The sequence below is a fragment of the Lactococcus ileimucosae genome (genome assembly GCF_943193185.1).
Taxonomy (GTDB): Bacteria; Bacillota; Bacilli; order Lactobacillales; family Streptococcaceae; genus Lactococcus; species Lactococcus ileimucosae.
This window is the reverse complement of the sequence record NZ_CALPDE010000003.1, coordinates 133,891-154,893: the sequence shown is the minus strand read 5'-3', so window position 1 is coordinate 154,893 and position 21,003 is coordinate 133,891. Positions and strand designations below refer to the sequence as shown.

General features: G+C 38.0%; 19 protein-coding genes and 2 tRNA genes. 20 read left to right on the top strand and 1 reads right to left on the bottom strand.

Annotated features, from left to right (window positions below; all coding sequences use genetic code 11):
* Nucleotide 1 precedes the first annotated feature (1 nt).
* From tdcB to NFR51_RS02710, 4 genes are all read left to right on the top strand, one after another.
* Nucleotides 2-1,009, top strand: coding sequence for a bifunctional threonine ammonia-lyase/L-serine ammonia-lyase TdcB (gene tdcB / locus NFR51_RS02725; RefSeq protein WP_251712219.1), 1,008 nt, complete (start codon nt 2-4; stop codon nt 1,007-1,009).
* A gap of 242 nt (nt 1,010-1,251) precedes the next feature.
* Nucleotides 1,252-2,442, top strand: coding sequence for a glycine C-acetyltransferase (locus NFR51_RS02720; protein ID WP_251712218.1), 1,191 nt, complete (start codon nt 1,252-1,254; stop codon nt 2,440-2,442).
* Nucleotides 2,443-2,508: 66 nt separating this feature from the next.
* Nucleotides 2,509-3,462, top strand: coding sequence for an L-threonine 3-dehydrogenase (locus tag NFR51_RS02715; RefSeq protein ID WP_251712217.1), 954 nt, complete (start codon nt 2,509-2,511; stop codon nt 3,460-3,462).
* A 150-nt stretch (nt 3,463-3,612) separates the two neighbouring features.
* The gene (locus tag NFR51_RS02710; RefSeq protein WP_251712216.1) at nt 3,613-4,971 is read left to right on the top strand and encodes an APC family permease; all 1,359 of its coding nucleotides are present in this window, start codon (nt 3,613-3,615) and stop codon (nt 4,969-4,971) included.
* Nucleotides 4,972-5,166: 195 nt separating this feature from the next.
* Here NFR51_RS02710 and NFR51_RS02705 read toward each other — a convergent pair whose 3' ends face one another.
* Nucleotides 5,167-5,361 (bottom strand): hypothetical protein, encoded by a 195-nt coding sequence (locus tag NFR51_RS02705; protein ID WP_251712215.1) that lies wholly within the window; start codon nt 5,359-5,361, stop codon nt 5,167-5,169.
* A gap of 305 nt (nt 5,362-5,666) precedes the next feature.
* Between NFR51_RS02705 and NFR51_RS10745 the strand changes: the two genes are divergently transcribed.
* The 16 genes from NFR51_RS10745 to NFR51_RS02630 all read left to right on the top strand — a co-directional run bounded on the left by NFR51_RS10745 (nt 5,667) and on the right by NFR51_RS02630 (nt 20,615).
* The gene (locus NFR51_RS10745; RefSeq protein ID WP_277613146.1) at nt 5,667-5,801 is read left to right on the top strand and encodes a hypothetical protein; all 135 of its coding nucleotides are present in this window, start codon (nt 5,667-5,669) and stop codon (nt 5,799-5,801) included.
* A 69-nt stretch (nt 5,802-5,870) separates the two neighbouring features.
* Entirely contained in the window at nt 5,871-6,383 is a 513-nt protein-coding gene (locus tag NFR51_RS02700; protein ID WP_251712214.1) for a cysteine hydrolase family protein, read from the top strand.
* 161 nt (nt 6,384-6,544) lie between these two features.
* On the top strand, nt 6,545-8,782 hold the full coding sequence (gene nrdD / locus NFR51_RS02695) for an anaerobic ribonucleoside-triphosphate reductase (RefSeq protein ID WP_251712213.1): 2,238 nt from the start codon (nt 6,545-6,547) through the stop codon (nt 8,780-8,782).
* A gap of 299 nt (nt 8,783-9,081) precedes the next feature.
* Nucleotides 9,082-10,527, top strand: a complete 1,446-nt coding sequence (locus tag NFR51_RS02690) for an APC family permease (RefSeq protein ID WP_251712212.1) — start codon at nt 9,082-9,084, stop codon at nt 10,525-10,527.
* A gap of 286 nt (nt 10,528-10,813) precedes the next feature.
* Entirely contained in the window at nt 10,814-11,413 is a 600-nt protein-coding gene (gene nrdG, locus NFR51_RS02685; protein ID WP_251712211.1) for an anaerobic ribonucleoside-triphosphate reductase activating protein, read from the top strand.
* Nucleotides 11,410-11,901 (top strand): DUF2325 domain-containing protein, encoded by a 492-nt coding sequence (locus NFR51_RS02680; RefSeq protein WP_251712210.1) that lies wholly within the window; start codon nt 11,410-11,412, stop codon nt 11,899-11,901. The genes nrdG and NFR51_RS02680 overlap by 4 nt, the downstream gene beginning before the upstream one ends.
* A gap of 64 nt (nt 11,902-11,965) precedes the next feature.
* Nucleotides 11,966-12,799: an energy-coupling factor ABC transporter ATP-binding protein gene (locus NFR51_RS02675; protein WP_251712209.1), complete on the top strand. Its 834-nt coding sequence runs from the start codon at nt 11,966-11,968 to the stop codon at nt 12,797-12,799.
* The gene (locus NFR51_RS02670) at nt 12,796-13,641 is read left to right on the top strand and encodes an energy-coupling factor ABC transporter ATP-binding protein (protein ID WP_251712208.1); all 846 of its coding nucleotides are present in this window, start codon (nt 12,796-12,798) and stop codon (nt 13,639-13,641) included. The genes NFR51_RS02675 and NFR51_RS02670 overlap by 4 nt, the downstream gene beginning before the upstream one ends.
* A gap of 1 nt (nt 13,642) precedes the next feature.
* On the top strand, nt 13,643-14,443 hold the full coding sequence (locus NFR51_RS02665) for an energy-coupling factor transporter transmembrane component T family protein (RefSeq protein ID WP_251712207.1): 801 nt from the start codon (nt 13,643-13,645) through the stop codon (nt 14,441-14,443).
* Between the two features lie 117 nt (nt 14,444-14,560).
* Nucleotides 14,561-14,634, top strand: a tRNA-Arg gene (locus tag NFR51_RS02660).
* A gap of 332 nt (nt 14,635-14,966) precedes the next feature.
* A tRNA-Pro gene (locus NFR51_RS02655) sits at nt 14,967-15,040 on the top strand.
* 300 nt (nt 15,041-15,340) lie between these two features.
* Nucleotides 15,341-15,478, top strand: coding sequence for a hypothetical protein (locus NFR51_RS02650; protein ID WP_251712206.1), 138 nt, complete (start codon nt 15,341-15,343; stop codon nt 15,476-15,478).
* Nucleotides 15,479-15,528: 50 nt separating this feature from the next.
* Nucleotides 15,529-17,565: a bacteriocin-associated integral membrane family protein gene (locus NFR51_RS02645; RefSeq protein ID WP_251712205.1), complete on the top strand. Its 2,037-nt coding sequence runs from the start codon at nt 15,529-15,531 to the stop codon at nt 17,563-17,565.
* A 19-nt stretch (nt 17,566-17,584) separates the two neighbouring features.
* Complete coding sequence (locus NFR51_RS02640) at nt 17,585-18,229, top strand: putative bacteriocin export ABC transporter (RefSeq protein WP_251712204.1); 645 nt, start codon at nt 17,585-17,587, stop codon at nt 18,227-18,229.
* A gap of 238 nt (nt 18,230-18,467) precedes the next feature.
* The gene (locus NFR51_RS02635) at nt 18,468-18,917 is read left to right on the top strand and encodes a hypothetical protein (protein ID WP_251712203.1); all 450 of its coding nucleotides are present in this window, start codon (nt 18,468-18,470) and stop codon (nt 18,915-18,917) included.
* A 342-nt stretch (nt 18,918-19,259) separates the two neighbouring features.
* Nucleotides 19,260-20,615, top strand: coding sequence for an APC family permease (locus NFR51_RS02630; protein WP_251712202.1), 1,356 nt, complete (start codon nt 19,260-19,262; stop codon nt 20,613-20,615).
* Nucleotides 20,616-21,003 lie beyond the last annotated feature (388 nt).

The window sequence follows — 21,003 nt, the reverse complement described above, 5'->3', positions numbered from 1 at the left end:
GATGACAAATTTAGCAAGCCTGCCCGTTACGATTAAAGATATAAAAAAAGCTCAAAATATTGTAAAACAGTATGCGCGTGAAACACCATTGATTCAGTCAATGTTCTTAACTGCTAAAACAGGTGGAGAAGTTTATTTGAAGCTTGAAAACATGCAGTTAACAGGTTCCTTCAAATTCCGTGGCGCTTTTAATAAAATTGCGCAGTTGTCTCAGGAAGAAAAAGAGCGCGGTGTTATTGCGTGTTCAGCTGGTAATCATGCACAGGGTGTTGCTTTGACATCAAAACTTTTAGGCATTAAGAGCATCATTGTCATGCCAAAGGGCGCACCACAGGCAAAAGTAGATGCCACACGTGGATATGGGGCAGAGGTAATGCTTGAAGGCGAGCAGTTTGATGATTCTAAGGATTTTTGTGAAGCCTATGCTAAGGAAAACAACATTACTTACATTCCACCTTATGACGATACAGAAGTAATGGCTGGTCAAGGAACAATAGGTCTGGAAATTTTAGATCACCTTTGGAACGTCGATACAGTTTTAGTTCCTGTAGGTGGTGGCGGCTTAATATCAGGGGTTGCTGTTGCCTTAAAATCTTTCAATCCTAATATTCAAGTTATTGGTGTACAAGCTGAAAACTGTCATGGAATGACAGCATCGTTTAGGGCACGTAAAAAAGTTTATCATGATGAAGCACCAACGATTGCAGACGGCTGTCACGTTGCTTATCCAGGCGAATTGACATTTGAGGTTGTCAATCAAATTGTTGACAATATGGTTCTGGTTTCGGAAGCAGAAATTGAGTTGGCGATTAAAGACCTTATTCAACGTACAAAAATCGTTGTAGAAGGTGCTGGTGCTCTTACAACTGCAGCGATTCTTGCAGGGAAAGTGGATGAATATGTGAAAGGCAAGAAGGTTGTTTCCATTGTGTCTGGAGGTAACGTTGACTTGGCACGTATCGAAGATATTGTTGATCACTTTCTGATTGCGAATGATGAGGAGCAGTAAATCTTAATATTTTAATTATTCATAGGTAAAAAAGCTCTGTAACCCAGGGCTTTTTACGCATATTTCAGTCTTTTTTAATTGTGCGATAAATTACTTGAAATCACAAAATTAACAAAAATGTGTAATTTAAATTAAAATATAAGCAAACAGTCCAAAAAATCTTGCAAGAGTTTTTGAAAAGTGTTAAACTAATTGTAAACGGTTACAGAAAATGTAGCCGAAAAGTGAAAGAAGGTTGTAAAATGACTTCAAAAGTTTTAACGGAGTTCCTCGAAAATGGGCTTGGAAACCTGAAAGAAAAAGGTTTGCTCAACACAATTGACGTTCTAGATAGCGCCAATGGCCCAGAGATTACAGTTGCAGGCAAGAAAATGATTAACCTTGCCTCAAACAATTATTTGGGGTTTGCTACACGGCCTGAACTCATTCAGGCAACAAAAGAGGCAACAGACAAGTATGGTGCTGGTGCAGGAGCTGTACGTACAATTAATGGAACGCTTGATATTCATATTGAGCTTGAGAAGACCATTGCGGAGTTCAAAGGCACTGAAGCTGCGATAGCTTTTCAGTCTGGGTTCAATTGTAACATGGGGGCCATCAGTGCAGTCATGAAAAAAGGAGATGCCATCCTCTCAGATGAACTTAACCATGCTTCAATTATTGATGGATGTCGTCTTTCAGGAGCTAAGATTATTCGTGTCAAACACCAAGACATGGCTGATCTTGAAGCGAAAGCAAGAGAGGCAACAGAGTCAGGCGAATATAATAAGGTAATGTACATCACAGACGGTGTATTCTCAATGGATGGTGATATTGCTAAACTTCCAGAAATTGTAGAAATTGCTGAAAAATATAATTTAATCACTTATGTTGATGATGCGCATGGCTCAGGCGTCATGGGTGGCGGTGCTGGTACTGTAAAACATTTTGGATTGCAGGATAAAATTGACTTCCAAATTGGTACCCTCTCAAAAGCAATCGGCGTAGTTGGGGGATATGTTGCAGGGTCAAAACTTTTAGTTGACTGGTTGAAGTCACAAGGACGTCCTTTCCTCTTCTCAACTTCATTGACACCTGGTGCAGCTGCAGCTGCAAAAGAAGCTTTCGTGTTGATGCATGATCATCCGGAATATGTGGAAACACTTTGGGACAATGCAAAATACTTCAAAGAAGAACTGCAAAAAGCTGGTTTTGATACAGGTGTATCAGAAACACCAATCACACCTGTAATCTTAGGAGATGAAGCAAAAACACAAGAGTTTTCTAAGAAACTGATTGAAAATGGCGTTTATGTGAAACCTATCGTTTTCCCAACTGTACCACTCGGAACAGGTCGTGTCCGTGCGATGCCAACAGCAGCACATACTAAAGAAATGTTAGACCAAGCAGTTGCTGTCTTTGCCAAAGTAGGGAAAGAGATTGGTTTAATCTAACCTCTGGTCCAGAAAAATTATTTCTATCGTAACTAAACATATATCAAATATATTGGAGAAAATAAAATGAAAAAAGTACTCATCACAGGCGCACTTGGACAAATTGGTTCAGAATTGACGGAACGTCTTCGCAATGATCTTGGAGTTGATAATGTTATCGCAACGGATATCCGCGAAGTTGAAGGAAATCCAGTTGTGACAGATGGACATTTTGAAATCTTGGATGTCATGGATCATGACAAGATGCTGAAGATTGCCAAAGATAATGGTGTAGACACAATTATCCATTTGGCTTCCCTCCTTTCTGCAGTAGCAGAAGCGAAGCCACAATTTGCTTGGAAGCTTAATATGGGTGGATTGGTTAATGCTTTGGAGACAGCGCGTGAGCTTGGTCTACAGTACTTCTCACCATCATCTATTGCTGCATTTGGTCCAAGTACTCCAATGGACAACACACCACAAGTGACAATTCAACGTCCAAATACAATGTATGGTGTAACAAAAGTTTCTATGGAATTGCTTTGTGACTATTACTATACGAAGTTTGGTGTAGATACACGTGGTGTACGTTTCCCAGGGTTGATTTCATACAAGACCTTGCCTGGTGGAGGTACAACAGACTATGCTGTTGATATCTACTATGAAGCAATCAAAAACGGTCACTACTCAAGCTTTATCGCTGAAGGAACTAAGATGGACATGATGTACATGCCTGATGCGATTGATGCGATTGTTGATTTGATGAACGCGCCAGCAGACAAGTTAGTCAACCGTAATGCCTTCAATATCACAGCTATGAGTTTTGCACCAGAAGAGATTGCTGCTTCGATTAAAAAGTTCATGCCTGACTTTACAATGGATTACGATGTAGATCCTGTACGACAAGCTATTGCAGACAGCTGGCCAAACTCTATCGATGCGACATGCGCTAAAGAAGAATGGGGCTTCAATCCTAAATACGACTTGGATGCGATGACTAAGGATATGCTTGAAAAACTTACTGAAAAATTAAAAGGTTGAGAAAACTAAGTTCACTCTATCACAAGTTTAAAAAATATGATAAAATTAGAGAGTAATCGGTTTCGAGATTACTCTCTAATGCTAATTGTAGTAATCAACATTAAGACAATATTAATCTTGTCAAAATTTATCTTTTAAAGAGGAGCTCTTATGGAACAAAAAAATGAAATGAAGCGTACGCTTGGTTTCTTTCCTGCCCTTACGACGGTAATGGGCACGGTTATTGGTGCAGGTGTATTCTTTAAAGCAGGTCGAGTTGCGGAACTGACGGGACAGGCTGGATTACACATATTGGTTTGGGTACTTGGTGGTATTATTTCGATTTGTGGTGGGTTAACTGCTGCAGAGCTTGCAGCAGCTATTCCTGAAACAGGTGGGATGATACGTTATATCCAACGTGGTTTTGGTAAACGCTGGTCCTTCCTCTTAGGCTGGGCACAATCAATCATATACTTCCCAGCAAATATTGCAGCCCTTGCTGTCGTATTTGGAACACAATTTTTGAATTTGTTTGGAATGAATGTGAGCGCGGCCAATACAGCTATTGTCGGTGTTATTGCAGCTGTTTCAGTCACCTTGATTAACTTTATCAGCTCAAAAGCTGGTGGTGCTTTACAATCAGTAACAACTGTAATTAAACTTATCCCAATCGCCCTGATTGTTATCGTTGGCTTACTTCGTCCTGGTGGTGTTGAGTTTCAGCTTTTGCCAATCGAAGCAGGACAAAACTTGTCGTTGGCTTCAGCCATTGGTTCAGGTTTGTTGGCTACAATGTTTGCCTATGATGGCTGGATTTATGCAGGAAATATCGCTGGAGAAATGAAAAATCCAGCTAAACATTTGCCGCGTGCAATTATCCTGGGTATTGTTGCTATCATGTTTGTTTATATCTTTGTCAATGCTGCCTATATCCGTACTTTAGGTATCCCAACATTGATGGAAAATGATCCCAATCTTCCTGCTATGGTAGCCGATAAGATATTTGGCGGTATGGGAGGTAAACTTGTTACCATTGGTATCTTGATATCTGTTTATGGAACAATCAACGGTTATTCTATGACAGGTATGCGTGCTTCTTATGCCTTGGCAACAGAAAAGTCTTTCCCATTTTGGAAAACTTTCCAAAAACTTTCAGCAAGTGGTGTTCCAGTAAATTCAGGTATACTTCAAGTTGCTATTGCTGCAATCATGCTGGTTGTAACTATGTTCTCAAGCGATGCCTTTGATTTCCTTACAAATATGTTGATATTTGTAATTTGGATTTTCTATACAATGGTCTTCATTACAGTATTTATCTTGCGTAAGAAAGAGCCAGAACTGGCACGCCCATACAAGGTGCCACTTTATCCGATTATCCCAATTATTGCAATTGGCGGTGGTGTCTTCATCTTGTTCATGACTTTGATTAGCTCAGACTACATGAGTAATCAGATTCCAGCCTTGGTTGGTGTAATCTTTACATTAATTGGTCTTCCTATTTACAGCCATTTAGATAAGAAATACCATTAATAAAATAAAAAAACGCTCAAAGTTTGCACAGAAGTGTTGTGGTTGAGCGTTTTTTTGTGTGGGAAAGGAGGAAGCACGATGACTGAGTAGAATCTGAGGACTTGACGAAACTTTGAGCAAGTCAAAGTCCTCCTACATAATATTTTTTGAGTATTCCAGAACCATATTTCTCCTCAAGCTTCCACTCCTATTAGATTAGAGCTCCTTTTTTCGTGGTTCCGTACTGTAAATAATTGATACTGCTAAGCTTGAGCGAGTATGCTGAAAGTGCTGTTCTAAAACGTAATAACCATCATCTGCCAGTTCTTTTAGAAAAGCATTTACTTTTTTATCGAATACAGATGTGCTGTTTTCAGAAACGATATTTTCCATTATTGTTTTGCATTTCATAACGAACCTCCTACTTGTTTTTTATCTTTAGTACACCTCCCCCTTTTAACAAGCATGGTATATAGATTTTTTCTAAAAGCGAGATACCACAGTTGATTGATTCAAGGAGCGGGGGCCCTAACTGCTTATGGTGAGTCTTACGTGCTTTTAATCAAAACTTATCCATGAAAAAGAGGATTATAGGTTATTCTTTATCTCTAAGGTGTTCCCCTCATTTCTATACAAGCGCTTTTATCCTATCGGGGATTGTACGTCTACAGACCCTTATATTAATAATTATATAATATTTATATAGATAAATGAATATGAAAACTTCATTTTTGAATAGAGAAGTTATACAAGATAAAGCAGGAGAGAATTGTCATTTGAAGTGGATAGATAAAGCTTTAACAGCTTTGATGAAACCGGTTAGTTTCCTTGTAGCAATTGGGAATTGGTGACTTCCTCATTCATTTTTGATTATCTATGAAGTATTTGACCTTATTGAGGTGGTATGTTACACTTTGCATATGAAAAAACTACTGGTATTGATTGACTTTCAAAATGACTTTATAGATGGCTCTTTAGGAACAGTCGAAGCACAAACTATTGTTCCAAGGGTTATTAAGAAGCTGGATACTTATAAAGAGAGTGAGCGTTTAGCTACACAAGATACGCACTTTGAAGACTACTTAACAACGCAAGAAGGAAAGAATTTGCCCGTGCTTCACTGTCAAAAAGGAACAAAGGGTTGGGAGATTCGAAAAGAAGCTCAGGTAGGGTTTAAACGTATCTTTGAAAAAAATATTTTCGGTTCAATACAGCTCGCAGAATATATCAGAGATGAGAGAGTTGAGCAGGTTGAACTTATTGGTATTTGTACGGATATCTGTGTGATTTCAAATGCAATGCTGATTAAATCTTTTGCACCTGAAGTGAAAATTATTGTGGATGCCTCTTGTTGTGCTGGGGTAACGCCTGAAAGTCACTGTGCAGCTTTAGAAACCATGAAATCTTGTCAAATTCAAATTATCAATGAATAAAGAAGGGTGTTTTTTGACTCTTTTTTTATTTTCTTTGTAACACTATATATAGTGTGCTTTCTTTTGTTTTCATAAAAATAGATACTATATATAGTGGAAAAAGCAAAAGTTATTTGATAGAATAGAAGGCAAGGAATTAAAAAAAATAGGAGAGCAAATCAATGAAGGTGGTTGAAGAAAGCCCAGTAGAGGTTCAAGAAATTAGCGTTATAAAACGTGATGGACGTTCTGTAAAGTTCGACAGCAGCAAAATTTTTGATGCTTTAAAAAAGGCTGGTGATGAAGTAGTACCACCAGTTTCGGAAACACGTATCGCTGAAATCTGTGAGCGTGTAGTTCACGAAATTTTTACGCGTTTCACGGACAATGTAAAGATTTATGAAATTCAAAGTATCGTTGAGCATGTCTTGATGGAGCTCGGAGAAACAAAATGGGCAGAGGTCTATACCACATATCGTACGCAGCGTGATCTTGAAAGAAGTAAAGCAACTGATATTAACTTTACTATTGAAAAGCTTATCAACAAAGATCACACAGTTGTTAACGAGAACGCCAACAAGGACAGCGATGTTTTTAATACACAACGTGACCTGACGGCAGGAGCAGTTTCTAAAGCAATTGGCTTGAAGATGCTTCCGCCTCATGTGGCTAACGCTCATCAAAAGGGAGAAATTCACTATCATGATTTGGATTACTCGCCATTTACAACCATGTCAAATTGCTGTTTGATTGACTTTAAAAATATGTTTGAACATGGATTTAAGCTAGGAAATGCACAGGTGGATTCACCCAAATCTATTCAAACTGCGACAGCTCAGGCTTCACAAATTATTGCGAATGTAGCGAGTTCGCAATACGGCGGTTGTTCGTTTGACCGTGCTGATGAAATTTTGGCACCTTACGCAAAATTGAACTATGTGAAGCATTTAAAAGATGCAGAAGAGTGGATCGAACAGCCTGAAAAACGTGAAGCATACGCCAAAGCAAAGACCAAAAAAGACATCTATGATGCCATGCAGTCCTTGGAGTATGAAATCAATACGCTTTTCACTTCAAATGGACAAACGCCATTTGTCACAGTTGGTTTTGGTTTGGGAGAAGATTGGTATGCACGTGAAATTCAAAAAGCAATTTTGAAAGTACGTATCGGTGGTCTAGGTAAGGAACATCGTACAGCAATCTTTCCTAAGTTAATCTTCACACTCAAACGTGGGCTTAATCTTGAGGTAGGGACACCAAACTATGATATTAAGAACTTAGCACTAGAATGCGCAACAAAACGGATGTATCCAGATATCCTATCTTATGATAAGATTGTTGAGGTGACAGGTTCATTTAAGGCCAGTATGGGCTGCCGCAGTTTCCTTCATGGATGGAAAGATGAAAATGGCAGGGATGTTACAGCTGGCCGTAGCAACCTCGGTGTTGTTACAGTTAATCTCCCACGTATTGCTTTAGAAGCAGCAGGGGATAAAGAAAAGTTCTGGGAAATCTTTGATGAACGCATTGCTATCGCTAAAGATGCTTTGGTTTTCCGTGTGAACCGTACAAAGGAAGCTCAACCCAAAAATGCGCCGATCCTCTTTATGAATGGAGCTTTGGGGCGTTTGAATGCGGAAGACTCGGTAGATGAACTTTATAAAAATGATCGGGCAACTGTTTCTCTTGGTTATATCGGGCTTTATGAAGTTGCGACAAGTTTTTACGGCCCAACTTGGGAAAACAATAAGGAAGCAAAAGACTTTACCCTTGAAATAGTGAAACGCATGAATCAAGAGTGTAAAGACTGGAGTAAAGAAACGGGTTACCATTTCTCAGTGTATTCTACACCAAGTGAAAGCCTGACAGACCGTTTCTGCCGTATGGACAAAGAAAAATTTGGGTCAGTAGCTGACATTACCGATAAAGATTACTATACCAACAGTTTTCATTATGATGTGCGCAAAAACCCAACTCCATTTGAAAAATTGGAATTTGAAAAAGATTATCCTGTTTACGCAAATGGTGGATTTATCCATTATGCCGAATATCCAATGATTCAACAAAATCCTCGTGCGCTTGAAGCTGTTTGGGATTTTGCTTATGACCGTATCGGATATTTGGGAACAAATGCACCGATTGATCACTGTTATGAATGTGGTTTCGAAGGGGATTTCACAGCGACAGAGCGCGGTTTTAAATGTCCACAATGTGGAAATACAAATCCACAAACTTGTGATGTTGTGAAACGTACCTGTGGCTACCTTGGAAATCCTCAAGCAAGACCAATGGTTCATGGACGTCATAAAGAAATATCATCGCGAGTGAAGCACATGAATGGTTCGGTAGGTGTCCTTCGAGATGGAGAAAGTATTGACAGTGAAGATGTGGATCATGTTAAAAGTAAATTTGTGAAATAAAGGACAGAAAATAGACGAGATTTTAAAACATAAAAAACGTTCAACTGGGTTCGAAGTGTACTGCAGTTGAATGTTTTTTATTTCGGCATTTTGGGTTAGAGGCCGTCAATTTTCTACATTTTCCCAGACGCCTTCACATTAGAATAGAGGGAAGCGAGGGATTATTAGGGTGTTAGGAAATTTTAGAGATGAAATTGACAGTACTTAAGTTTTGTTTTATAATCTTAGTGTAACCGCTTTTTTATTGAATGTCTGAAAGATACTTGTCCGCAGAGTGATAAAAAATTTTAAGGAGTCATATGGACACTAAAAAGATTAGATGGTTTACCGTCGCATTTATTGCCTTCAACATGGTTTGGGGGATGGGAAATGTGGTGAATAACTTTGCCCAGCAAGGGATTACTGTTGTTACCTCATGGCTTTTGATTCTGGCACTTTATTTTGTCCCCTACGCACTTATTGTTGGTCAGTTAGGGTCAACTTTTAAAGACAGTAAAGGGGGAGTGAGTTCATGGGTTGAACGAACCACTACAAAACGGCTGGCTTATTATGCAGCATGGACGTATTGGGTTGTGCATATCCCGTACTTAGCCCAAAAACCTCAAGCGATTTTAATTGCCTTTGGCTGGATTGGGCGAGGAGATGGTCAATTGGTGAGTTTAATGTCAGTTCCGCTTGTGGCTATCCTTTCCCTGCTTATTTTCTTGCTTTTTCTCTGGCTCGCAACAAAAGGTTTAAACACACTTAAAGTCATTGGGGGTCTCGCTGGAACAGCAATGTTTGTCATGAGTTTACTCTTTATTGTTATGGCAGTTAGTGTCCCATTTATCTCCAAAAATTTTGCTATGGCGACACCAGATATGGGAAATATCAGTACCTATATTCCTAAGTTTGACTTCAGCTACTTTACGACAATCTCAATGCTGGTCTTTGCAGTTGGTGGTGCAGAAAAAATCTCACCCTATGTTAACCAGATGAAGAGTCCAGCGCGTGAGTTTCCAAAAGCGATGATTGTATTAGCTGCCATGGTAGGAGTCTGTGCTGTTCTTGGTTCAATAGCAATGGGGATGCTCTTTACAAGTGGAAATCTTCCAGAAGACTTGATGGCAAATGGTGCCTATGCGGCTTTCCAAATGCTAGGCGAACACTACGGTATTGGCAATAGCTTAATGTACATTTATGCCTTTACTCAAGGCATTGGTCAAATTGCCGCACTTGCTTTTTCAATTGATGCGCCGTTGCGTATCTTGCTTGCGGATGCAGACCCACAATTTGTTCCAGCTTGGTTGCGTAAAACAACTGCTAAGGGAACGTTAATCAATGGCTTTGTATTGACAGGGATTTTGGTAAGTATCGTTATTTTGATGCCGCTGCTTGGAATTGGAAACATGAACGAACTGGTCAAATGGCTGACAAACTTAAACTCCGTCGTGATGCCAATGCGCTATATGTGGGTATTCTTCGCCTTCATCATGCTTAATCGTGCGATAAAACACTTTACTTCTGAATACAAATTTATTAAGCAAAAACGTTTGGCAATGTTGGCGGGTGTCTGGTGTTTCCTGTTTACTTTGGTAGCATGTGTCCTTGGGATGGTACCAAAAGTTGATTTCGCTGCAAATCCATCTGCTTGGTGGTTCCAATTGACTTCAAATATCTTGACGCCTATTGTTTTGATTCTTCTAGGGATGCTCCTTCCGTTTATTGCACGTCGTGAGCAAAGAAAATCAAATGATTTGGTCTAAAAAGTAGTATAATATAATGAGTAGTTTCGGAAGAAGTGCTCATTTTTTTGATACGCTACCATCATTTTTCCTAAAGGAATTAATGATGGACGGTAATTCCTATGAGAATTACCTGAGCGTCTCATTAGGTAGGAATCAAAAAAGCATTGTTTTTGATTCCTATTGTTATGCGCTGCTATCATTGTGGCTAAAGCCACTCATGATAGGCAATATGTCTGAGCGTTATCACCCTCATTGTGATTAAGAAGATAAATTTCAGATAAAATAGAGATAGGAGTAAAGACCGATGAATAATCCAAAACCACAAGAGTGGCTTGCTTCAGATTTGGAACAAGGCTATGTTTCAGATTACAAGCCTTTCAATTTTGTTGATGGTGAAGGCGTACGCTGCTCGCTTTACTTATCCGGCTGTAAATTCCACTGTGAAGGGTGCTACAATCAAGCAACTTGGAACTTCCGTTATGGCAGTCCATATACGAAAGAACTGGAAGAAAGAATCATGGCAGACCTGAGCCAGTCTTATGTTCAAGGTTTGACCTTACTTGGTGGAGAGCCTTTCCTTAATACGGGTGTAGCATTACCGCTTGTCAAGCGTATACGTGCAGAGCTTCCTGAAAAAGATATCTGGTCTTGGACGGGCTATACTTGGGAAGAACTTCTGCAAGAAGATGAAACCAAACTTGAACTCTTACGAAATATTGATATACTTGTAGACGGTCGCTTTGAACTCAGTAAGAAAAACTTGTTGCTCCAATTTAGAGGGTCTTCAAACCAACGGATCATTGATGTGAAAAAATCCTTGGCTGAAAACCGAGTAGTCATTTGGGAAAAACTCAATGACGGAAAAGCAGCAGTGGAACAAATTCATAAGGAAAAACTGATATGAGGACTGTTTTAGTCATTTGTGAATCAGGCTATTGGCATGATTTACGTGAAGGGTTAGCAGCAATAGGAGTGGCTTTTCTTGGATTTGACAAGAAAAAGCCCCGACGTGCAGAAATCAATCACTTGGTAGCACAAGCTGATTTTGTGATGATCCGTAATCTCAATGTCGCCCATGCTTCGGTACGATTTGCAAAAGAGGCAGCGAAATCTAGCGGCACCCCTTTCTGGATAGGAAGTAATTTCGGTGTGGAAAAAATCATTGAAAAGCTCATCCTTGCCTTTCCAGAAATAAAGATAACTGAAAAGTCCAAGAAGCCAAAAGCTCCAAAGAAGAAAAGTTTTCAAAAACTTTCTGGACGTTCTGTGCGTGAGTCAGAAAGGTATTATCAGCTTCCCAAGAAAGCAAAAAATCTTGCTTTAAAATCAGCCTTGAAAGACTTTAAAGTTGTTGAAGAGGATATTGATTTTGAAAAAATGTTTAAGTCCTGATGTTAGGACTTTTTCTAAAAATGAGAGATAGCGAAAACGCAAGGCATTTGGTATAATTAGTTTTATGAATAAAATCCTCGAAGTAGAAAATCTGACTTTCAAATATGAAGAAGAACAAGAAATGCCCACTTTAGATGGGGTATCTTTTGCTGTTCATGCGGGAGAGTGGGTTTCTATTATTGGTCAAAATGGTTCAGGAAAATCAACCACAGCTCGCGCTATTGATGGTTTACTTGAAAATGTATCAGGCAGTATAAAAATTGACGGAGAAATTTTAAGTTCTGAAAATGTTTGGGCGCTTCGTCAAAAAATAGGAATGGTTTTCCAAAACCCGGACAATCAATTTGTTGGTGCAACTGTCGAGGACGACGTCGCATTTGGAATGGAAAATCAAGGCATTCCACGTGAAGAGATGATTTTACGTGTAGATCAGGCCTTAAAACAAGTCAACATGTTAGAATTTAAAGGCAAAGAACCGGCACGTCTGTCCGGTGGACAAAAACAGCGTGTTGCTATTGCGGGGATTATCGCGTTGCGCCCAGAAATTATTATCCTTGATGAGGCAACTTCAATGCTTGACCCTACAGGCCGCGCTGAAATCATGCGTGTCATTCGTGAAATTAAGGCAGAATATAATTTGACTGTTCTCTCCATTACTCATGATCTGGATGAGGCAACTTTATCTGATCGTGTTTTAGTAATGCGTGCCGGTAAAATTATCAAGTCGGCCAAACCAGAAGAACTTTTTGGTTCGGGTGAAGACATGGTTAATATTGGTTTAGATATGCCTTTTACTTCAAGTTTAGCAGAAGACTTGCGGGCAAACTTTAACTTGCCAGAAAAATATTTAAATGAAGAAGAACTGGCAGACATCTTAGCAGAAAGACTGAGAAAATGATTAAATTTGATAAGGTAAACTTCACTTACCAACCAAATACTCCCTTTGCGAGTCGTGCTCTCTTTGATATCAATTTAGAGGTTGAGGAGGGGAGTTATACTGCTCTCATTGGCCATACAGGTTCAGGGAAATCAACGCTATTACAACATCTGAATGGTCTTTTACAACCCACAGAAGGTAAGGTAACTATTGACAATATTGTTATTCAAGCCAGCAGTAAACAAAAAGAAATCAAGCCGGCACGTAAAAAAGTGGGGGTTGTTTTCCAGTTTCCAGAAAGTCAACTTTTTGAAGAAACGGTTTTGAAAGATGTCGCTTTTGGTCCACAAAACTTTGGTGTCTCGCAAGAAGAAGCACTAGAGATTGCGCGCGAAAAGCTGGAGCTTGTAGGTTTAGCAGAAAAAAACTTTGAAAAATCGCCCTTCGAATTATCAGGTGGACAAATGCGCCGTGTTGCTATTGCGGGGATTTTGGCAATGGAGCCCAAAGTGTTAGTTCTTGATGAACCGACAGCTGGATTGGACCCTAAAGCACGTATCGAGATGATGGAGCTCTTTAGTCATTTGCACCAGAAAGGGCAGACCGTCGTTTTGGTCACACATAATATGGATGACGTGGCCGAATATGCGGACAAGGTGTACCTTTTAGAAAAAGGTCGTGTGATTTCATCGGGCACACCTCAGGACGTTTTTCAAAATGTCGATTTCTTAATGCAACATGAGCTTGGCGTCCCCAAAACAACAGAGTTTGCTGTAGAATTGGAGAAGCGAGGTGTTGTCTTTGACCATTTGCCTATTAAACGCCAAGAGTTGATTCAAATGCTGAAGGAGGCGCAAAAGTAGAATGCAAAATATGCTTATGGGACGCTATATCCCAGGAAATTCGCTGATTCATCGCTTGGATCCTCGCAGTAAACTTTTAGTCATGTTTATTTTTGTTATCGTGATTTTCTTCGCACATGACTGGTTAGGCTATTTACTCCTAATTCTTTATACTTTCGCCGGCGTACTTTTATCAGGGATTTCTATTTCTTATTTTCTTAAAGGCTTAAGACCGATGATTGGTTTGATTTTATTTACGGTCATCTTTCAGATGCTGTTTACGCCTGGGGAACACATTGTTTTTCAGTTTTGGATATTGAAAATATCAACAGAGAGCTTGATTAATGCACTTTATATCTTCTTCCGGTTTGTGTTAATTATCTTTATGTCAACAGTGTTGACGTTGACAACACCGCCGTTAACATTGGCAGACGGTATCGAAACTGGTTTAGCGCCCTTGAAGAAAATTAAAGTCCCTGTCCATGAATTAGGGCTAATGCTTTCGATTTCTCTGCGCTTCATTCCAACATTGATGGACGACACAACTATGATTATGAATGCTCAAAAGGCAAGAGGAATGGATTTTGGTGAAGGAAATCTTCTACAAAAAGTACGCTCCATTATCCCGATATTGATTCCTCTCTTTGTTTCAAGCTTTCGCCGTGCAGAAGATTTGGCGGTCGCTATGGAGTCGCGAGGCTATCAAGGAGGCGATGGAAGAAGTAAATATCGTCAGCTCAAATGGTCGAAAAATGATTTTGTTTTATTACTGAGCATTTTCATATTGGCTGCCCTCCTCCTTATGTGGAATGCTTTTAAATAAAACTGATGCATATATTTTACGCAAAGAACTGAATAATTTCGGTTTTTTTGTTTATTTATGAGTTTGTCCTTGCATTAATAAAGGTGATTTGCTATAATAGTCAGGTAGTCAAAAAGCGCACCCGTGGCTCAACTGGATAGAGTACCTGACTACGAATCAGGCGGTTGCAGGTTCGAATCCTGCCGGGTGCATAATAATTAAGTCGGGCTTGCCCGTTTTATTATTGTAAAATTCTTTATACCACGGGAAGTAGCTCAGTTTGGTAGAGCTCAAAGCATTGCTTTGAGGTTGCGGATAGAAATTTGCTTGGCAAATTTACCCTGCAAGTACTCTTTACCTAAAGAGGAGACTAGTTCTCGTCAATTCAGAAATCTTTATACCACCGGGAAGTAGCTCAGTTTGGTAGAGCTCAAAGCACTGCTTTGAGGTTGCGGATAGAAATTTGCTTGGCAAATTTACCCTGCAAGTACTCTTTACCTAAAGAGGAGGCTAGTTCTCGTCAATTCAGAAATCTTTATACCACCGGGAAGTAGCTCAGCTTGGTAGAGTACTTGGTTTGGGACCAAGGTGTCGCAGGTTCGAATCCTGTCTTCCCGATTACCGACTAACCCTAACTCATCTTTCGTGGATGAGTTTTTTCGTTGGAAATGAAAACTAACCTTGTATTGCGGTCAATGTCACTAAGTTAAGTAATAGACTCTTCGGAGTCTATTTTTTTTGCTTTGAATCTATCAGTAATCTTGTCATTCTAATATTAGGAAGTGTTATATATGTCAAACCAACCAAATAGAAGATAGCGTGCAAAAAAGTAATTTTTTTGATTCTTTGTTACATCTTGCACTTTTTTACGAATAATAGTGTAGGCATAAATAAAAATTATTGGAAAAGAGGGAACGTATGAAGAAGAAAAAACTAAGAAAGTCTATTGGACTGATGAGTATTGCTTTGTTAGCCTTAGGAGGATTGGGAGTTGGTCAAGCTAAAACTTTTGAGGAGAATCTGAAAGGAAAAATGGCAGAACCTATCGAAAAATAGTAGAAAACAAACCTTTAGAGTAAAAGAACTAAAATGAAACGAGGCTTTTTTTGAAAAAAAGAATTTTAAAATTTAATCTTGTTATCCTTCTGCTTAGCATTTTATTTGGCATGTTTATTTTTCAGGTAGAGCACTATTCAAGAGATAAGGTGACAGATTTTTTTAGTTATACGGATAGTTATTCCCCTTTAAAAAAACCTAAAAAAATAACCAGTAAAAAAGAGAATAACAGAGTGATTGATATTATAGAAAAAATTTCAAAACAGGAGGGATTATTTACTCTGTACAAAGTTGTAGACCAAGGGTACTTTATTGAAGAAGGGATTAATTTTAAGTTCCTATCCAGAGCAGAGATAACCTTGTATGCACCTCAGACGCATCAAAAAAGCGTGTACAGCCCTCCGTTGAGTAAGTCAGTCCTATCTATTGACAGTATAGATAATTTAAAAAATAAAAATGAATTTGAGTGGCAAGTTTTTATAAAAACAGAGGATAAAAATAAATATAAAGATACGGTAGAACAGATAAAAAACGCTTATAACAAAGCTTTGGGTGAGAACTATACTTATCAAGATTTTGCAGATTTTGAAAAAAGTGAAAGTTATGAATTATCATCGGGTAGGGACATTTACAATATTTCAAGCTATTTAAAGATTGGCATAACCTTTTTTACGGTGATGTTAAGTTTTTGGATTTTTTCGCTTCATAAAAAAATTCATATTTTACGACAAAATGGCTATTCTATCGTAGCAAGCATCAATAACTTTATCAGCAAGGGGTATGCAACTTGTATTTTTGCATCCATTGCTTTACTTACCTATTTATTAGGAACCATTTCACGCATCTATTGTGTCAATTTTATAATCAATATTGGACTTCTCCTATCCTTGAGTTATGTTTGGTTACTGCTGATGGTTTATGTTGTGGAGAAGTTAAATCGCAGAAAAAAAGAGAGTAAAAATAAAGGAGAAAAGTTATTTATTCATTTATTGCCAACAGCAATAAAACTTATTTTTCTGATGATGTTAGTCGTAACGAATATAGATATAGCAACGATTATGTATAAAGCATCCAATATCACCTTTAATAGTGAAGTGCCTAAAAAAATAAGTGAGGATAACTATCATGTTTTTTTTCCTGTTATTGTTGGAAAAAATCAGCTTGAATTTACTCATGACAAGGATTCTAGAGCAGAAGAAGAGGAAGAAATTTATCGCTATTTAAACCAAAAGGGAAGCTTGCTGGTAAGTATACAACATTATAATACAAAAGAGAACGAAGTATTTGGGAGAGTGATACAACTCAACCCTAATTATTTAAAAAAATTCGAAATTTTAGATGAAAATAATCAGAGAGTCCTTATAGAAGAAAGTGAAGAAAAAAGAGTATTACTCATTCCCAAAAGATTCAAGGGAACTGATGACTTGACGAAGATAGAAGAATACTATTTTAAAGACTTGCCCCAGTATGAGGAAAAATTAACGGAGATTATCTATATCAAAGATAAACAACCTATCTACAGTTTTGTTCCCAATAAGCCATGGATTGATGACTATCCTATTTTAGATATTTTAACACTCAAAAACAGTGACAGTTGGGACAGGAATATTTTTAATGGTGATCAGTATCCACCGATCAAAATAAAAACAGCGGGGAAAGCAAGTGAAAAACTTAACGCGCTTTTAGAGAAAAACAGGCTGACGGATAATTTACCTTCTTTTGTCCCCTATGAAAAATCAGATATCACGCTAATAAAAAGCCTGTCCGGTTCGTTCAGCTATTTATTAACCAGATCCTTATTGACTGTATTTGCCTTTTCTATTGTTTGCTTACTTACTACTGCTTATTTTTTTCAGTATCATAGTAAAAAATTTTATTTGCTAAGGCTCAACGGTTATTCCTTTTTTGAAACTTATGCATCCGTCTTTTTATTGTTGATAGTTGAATTAATGATAGGTTTATCTATAGCTGTATTCTCGTCTGAAATCAGCAAAGAATTTGTTATTAATATCTTTCTGGCTATGTTACTCAATGTCATTATAGTCAGTATGACTTTATTTAGGGTTGAAAAAAGAAAGTCTAATTAAATCTTTAAAGGGGAAAGTGATGAATAAAAACGAAATAGTCTCTCTATCTAATATCCAAAAAATAATACAGGATAAACCCATTTTTTCAATCAATGCGTTTACTGTAAATAAGGGTGATTTTGTGACGATTAAAGGCGTTAGCGGTTCTGGAAAGACGACGCTGCTAAACATACTAGGGATGAACGATACGGTAAGTTCAGGAGAATATTTATTTGAAGGTGTTGAAACAGCAAAGCTGAAAGAAAAAGAAAAACTGAAGATAAAAAGAAATAAAATATCATTTTTATTTCAAGATTTCGGTCTAGTTGAAGAAGAAACAATTAATTTTAATTTAGAAATAGGCTTAAAATATAGCAAATTAAGTAGGAAAGAGAAAGTAAAACAAAAAAAGGAGGCACTGAATGCGGTCAATTTAAATAAAAAACTATCCACAACCATTAGTAGTTTATCTGGAGGTGAAAAGCAACGCGTTGCACTCGCGCGAATTATTTTAAAACCATCCATACTTATCTTAGCAGATGAACCCACAGGTTCTTTAGATTCGCTAAACAGAGATATCGTCACTGATATTTTATTTCAACAATCGATAAATGGGAAAGCAGTAATCATTGTCACCCATGATGAGGAACTGGCAAAGAAAGGGAATAAAACTATAGAACTTTAAATTTAGGACACCTCTAAAAACTGCTGATGACAGATTTCAGCTAAAATTTTCTCTTCGAGGAAAACTGACGAAGCCTTGGAATTTTTAGCCAAAGCTGCAAAGTCTGAGTTTTTAGAGGTATCCTTTATACTGACATTTTTTAAAATCAGCCTTACACAGGACCATGAACAATCCTAGGCTTTAAAATTATCGAAGACTTAGTAACGTTGTATATAAAACAATTTTTTTGGAGGTAAATATGAAAAAAACGGTATATTTAGCAACTTTAGTGCTTTCTCTTGGACTGTTTGGAAGTTTCCTAGGTGGTTCAGTGGCTTTTGCGGACAAACAAGAGCCATACGGGGATATCACACACACATCAGATTCTGAGGGGTATATCCATTTTGATCCTGAAGGTAATATTGTAGAAAGTAATTTAGGGACTAACACCAGCAAGAAAACAAGACCTGCTATTAATCATGAGTCAGGACGATGGGTGTATTTTTCTGACCTTTATGATTGGGGAAGAAAGAAAAAAGGATATTCAAGTCACTATAGCTTTAAATATAATAGACATGGAGCTAAAGCTCGAGTAGGTAATGTCATCAGAATAGCAAATGCTGGATTTAAACAATGGGCAGTTGCAACTGCTTATGGAAAATCTTCTGATACTTTTTCTTGTTGGTATAATCCTACAGGCTGGTATTAATTTTTAAAGGGATTGTGCATGGTTCTGTGCAAGGCTGACTTTAGAAAAGATGGGGAACATAGCAACAAAATAGATTCTGCCAACTCTGCGGTGGTAATCGCTAAAAAATGAGTGATAGCAGTGTGTAAAAAGTTGACTTTGATCGACTTTTTAGTTGCGCTTGCTGAGGATTTTTCGTGGCTGAGTTTGTCATTGTCATTTAGATTCCATAAATCAGAAACATTAAATTTAGATAACAAATGTCAGAAAATTCATGAATTGTTTGGAGAATACAAAAACATAAAGTATAATGGTGCGTAACACTAAAAATTTTAGTGAATACATAAGAAAGAAGAGATGGATATGGAAAAAGACTTGAAAAGTGATATCGGTTTTTTTGGTGCCTTGTCTATTGTTGTAGGAACGGTTATTGGTGCTGGAGTTTTCTTCAGAATTGCCACAATGGCTGCAGCCACACAGTCAGCCTCGCTCACCTTACTGGCCTGGATTGTAGGGGGAGGACTAACTATTTGTGCAGGATTGAGTGTTGCTGAACTCGCGGCAGCCATTCCTGAGACGGGAGGTGCCGTAAAATACTTGGAACGAAGTTATGGAAAGATGGTTGGTTTTTTATTTGGTTGGGTTCAGGTTTTGATTTATAACCCGGGAAATATAGCTGCCTTGGGCATTATCTTTGCTACTCAGGTTCTAAATTTATTAGGACTTCCTCAAAACTTATTGCTACCTATTGCTATTGCCGCAGTTCTATCAATTATGGCGGTTAATTTACTTGGCTCTCGTTTTACTTCTCGTTTTCAACAGATCACTTCGATTTTGAAGCTGATTCCGATATTTTTAATTATTATGTTTGGTCTAACCACTCGCTCACAAGTAGACATTCAATTATTTCCTGTTCAAGCAGGAGAAAATGTCGGTCTCCTTACGGGCTTAGGTGGAGCTTTAGTCGCGAGTTTATTCGCATTTGACGGTTGGATGAATGTAGGAAATATTGCTGGTGAAATGAAAAATCCAAAGAAACATTTGTCAAAAGTAATCACCATTGGTTTGCTCATTATTTCCTTTATTTATATTGCTATTAGCCTGAGTTTCTTGAAAGTTTTACCTTTGGATCAAATCTCGGGTAATGTGAACACAGCATCAGATGCTGCTCAGCAACTCTTTGGTGTAAATGGTGGAAAACTCGTGACTATTGGCATCTTGATTTCCGTTTATGGTACACTCAATGGATATACAATGACGGCTATCCGTGTTCCTTATGCTTTATCTTTAGAGAAATCTCTTCCATTTTCAAAATATTTGAGCAAACTCAATAAGAACTCTATTCCTTTCGTCTCGGCTGTTTTGGTGGCTGGATTAGCATGTGTTTTTATGGCAGCAGGTTCTTTTGAAATATTGACTAACTTAGTCATCTTCGTGATATGGTTCTTTTCATTTCTTCTGATTTTGGCAGTTTTTATTTTAAGAAAAAAGGAGCCTGATTTGCATCGACCATATAAGGTGGTATTATATCCAGTATTGCCTGTTGTAGGAATGCTGGGTGCTCTATTTATTATGTGGACGATGATTACACAACAACCTGTTCTTGCTATGATTGGTATTGTCATTACACTTGCAGGGATTCCGGTATTTTATTATCAAACAAACATAAAACAAGCAGAAAGAAAAACAGCTGTCCCAGTAAAAATAAAATCTAAATAGTGGAAATGAGCCAGAGATAAGTAGAGGATAAGTCCTCACGGAAATTTTATAATTTGTGAGAAATCGCGCATTTTCTAGAAGGACACTTGTAAATGAAAGCGTTCGAGGGAGATGTCCATTTCTGTACTCTTCGTAACGACAGTGCCATATTTTTCCTTACAAATGCTGTTATATCCAGTTTTACTGGAAGATTATTATAACTTTTTAATAAGCTATGAAATTGCCGTGCAAATTCTATCATAAGTTGACAGAGTCTAGGATTTTTGCTAGAATAGTGAGGTTGAATATAGCAGTCAGCTAGAAAACTCGTCAACATTTTACTTGTTACGAAGTAACCGAAGCTGTAAGGCGAAAGTAAAATGCACGAATTCGAGGCTGTCAATATTCT

Excerpts from the sequence above, each read along its gene's own strand:
- NFR51_RS02680 (WP_251712210.1), top strand. The coding sequence starts at position 11,410 with ATGAGGACTGTTTTAGTCATTTGTGAATCAGGCTATTGGCATGATTTA.
- NFR51_RS02635 (WP_251712203.1), top strand. The coding sequence starts at position 18,468 with ATGAAAAAAACGGTATATTTAGCAACTTTAGTGCTTTCTCTTGGACTG.
- nrdD (WP_251712213.1), top strand. The coding sequence starts at position 6,545 with ATGAAGGTGGTTGAAGAAAGCCCAGTAGAGGTTCAAGAAATTAGCGTT.
- NFR51_RS02700 (WP_251712214.1), top strand. The coding sequence starts at position 5,871 with ATGAAAAAACTACTGGTATTGATTGACTTTCAAAATGACTTTATAGAT.
- NFR51_RS02710 (WP_251712216.1), top strand. The coding sequence starts at position 3,613 with ATGGAACAAAAAAATGAAATGAAGCGTACGCTTGGTTTCTTTCCTGCC.
- NFR51_RS02640 (WP_251712204.1), top strand. The coding sequence starts at position 17,585 with ATGAATAAAAACGAAATAGTCTCTCTATCTAATATCCAAAAAATAATA.
- NFR51_RS02650 (WP_251712206.1), top strand. The coding sequence starts at position 15,341 with ATGAAGAAGAAAAAACTAAGAAAGTCTATTGGACTGATGAGTATTGCT.
- NFR51_RS02670 (WP_251712208.1), top strand. The coding sequence starts at position 12,796 with ATGATTAAATTTGATAAGGTAAACTTCACTTACCAACCAAATACTCCC.
- NFR51_RS02665 (WP_251712207.1), top strand. The coding sequence starts at position 13,643 with ATGCAAAATATGCTTATGGGACGCTATATCCCAGGAAATTCGCTGATT.
- nrdG (WP_251712211.1), top strand. The coding sequence starts at position 10,814 with ATGAATAATCCAAAACCACAAGAGTGGCTTGCTTCAGATTTGGAACAA.
- tdcB (WP_251712219.1), top strand. The coding sequence starts at position 2 with ATGACAAATTTAGCAAGCCTGCCCGTTACGATTAAAGATATAAAAAAA.
- NFR51_RS02675 (WP_251712209.1), top strand. The coding sequence starts at position 11,966 with ATGAATAAAATCCTCGAAGTAGAAAATCTGACTTTCAAATATGAAGAA.
- NFR51_RS02720 (WP_251712218.1), top strand. The coding sequence starts at position 1,252 with ATGACTTCAAAAGTTTTAACGGAGTTCCTCGAAAATGGGCTTGGAAAC.
- NFR51_RS02705 (WP_251712215.1), bottom strand. The coding sequence starts at position 5,361 with ATGAAATGCAAAACAATAATGGAAAATATCGTTTCTGAAAACAGCACA.
- NFR51_RS02630 (WP_251712202.1), top strand. The coding sequence starts at position 19,260 with ATGGAAAAAGACTTGAAAAGTGATATCGGTTTTTTTGGTGCCTTGTCT.
- NFR51_RS02690 (WP_251712212.1), top strand. The coding sequence starts at position 9,082 with ATGGACACTAAAAAGATTAGATGGTTTACCGTCGCATTTATTGCCTTC.
- NFR51_RS02715 (WP_251712217.1), top strand. The coding sequence starts at position 2,509 with ATGAAAAAAGTACTCATCACAGGCGCACTTGGACAAATTGGTTCAGAA.
- NFR51_RS10745 (WP_277613146.1), top strand. The coding sequence starts at position 5,667 with ATGAAAACTTCATTTTTGAATAGAGAAGTTATACAAGATAAAGCAGGA.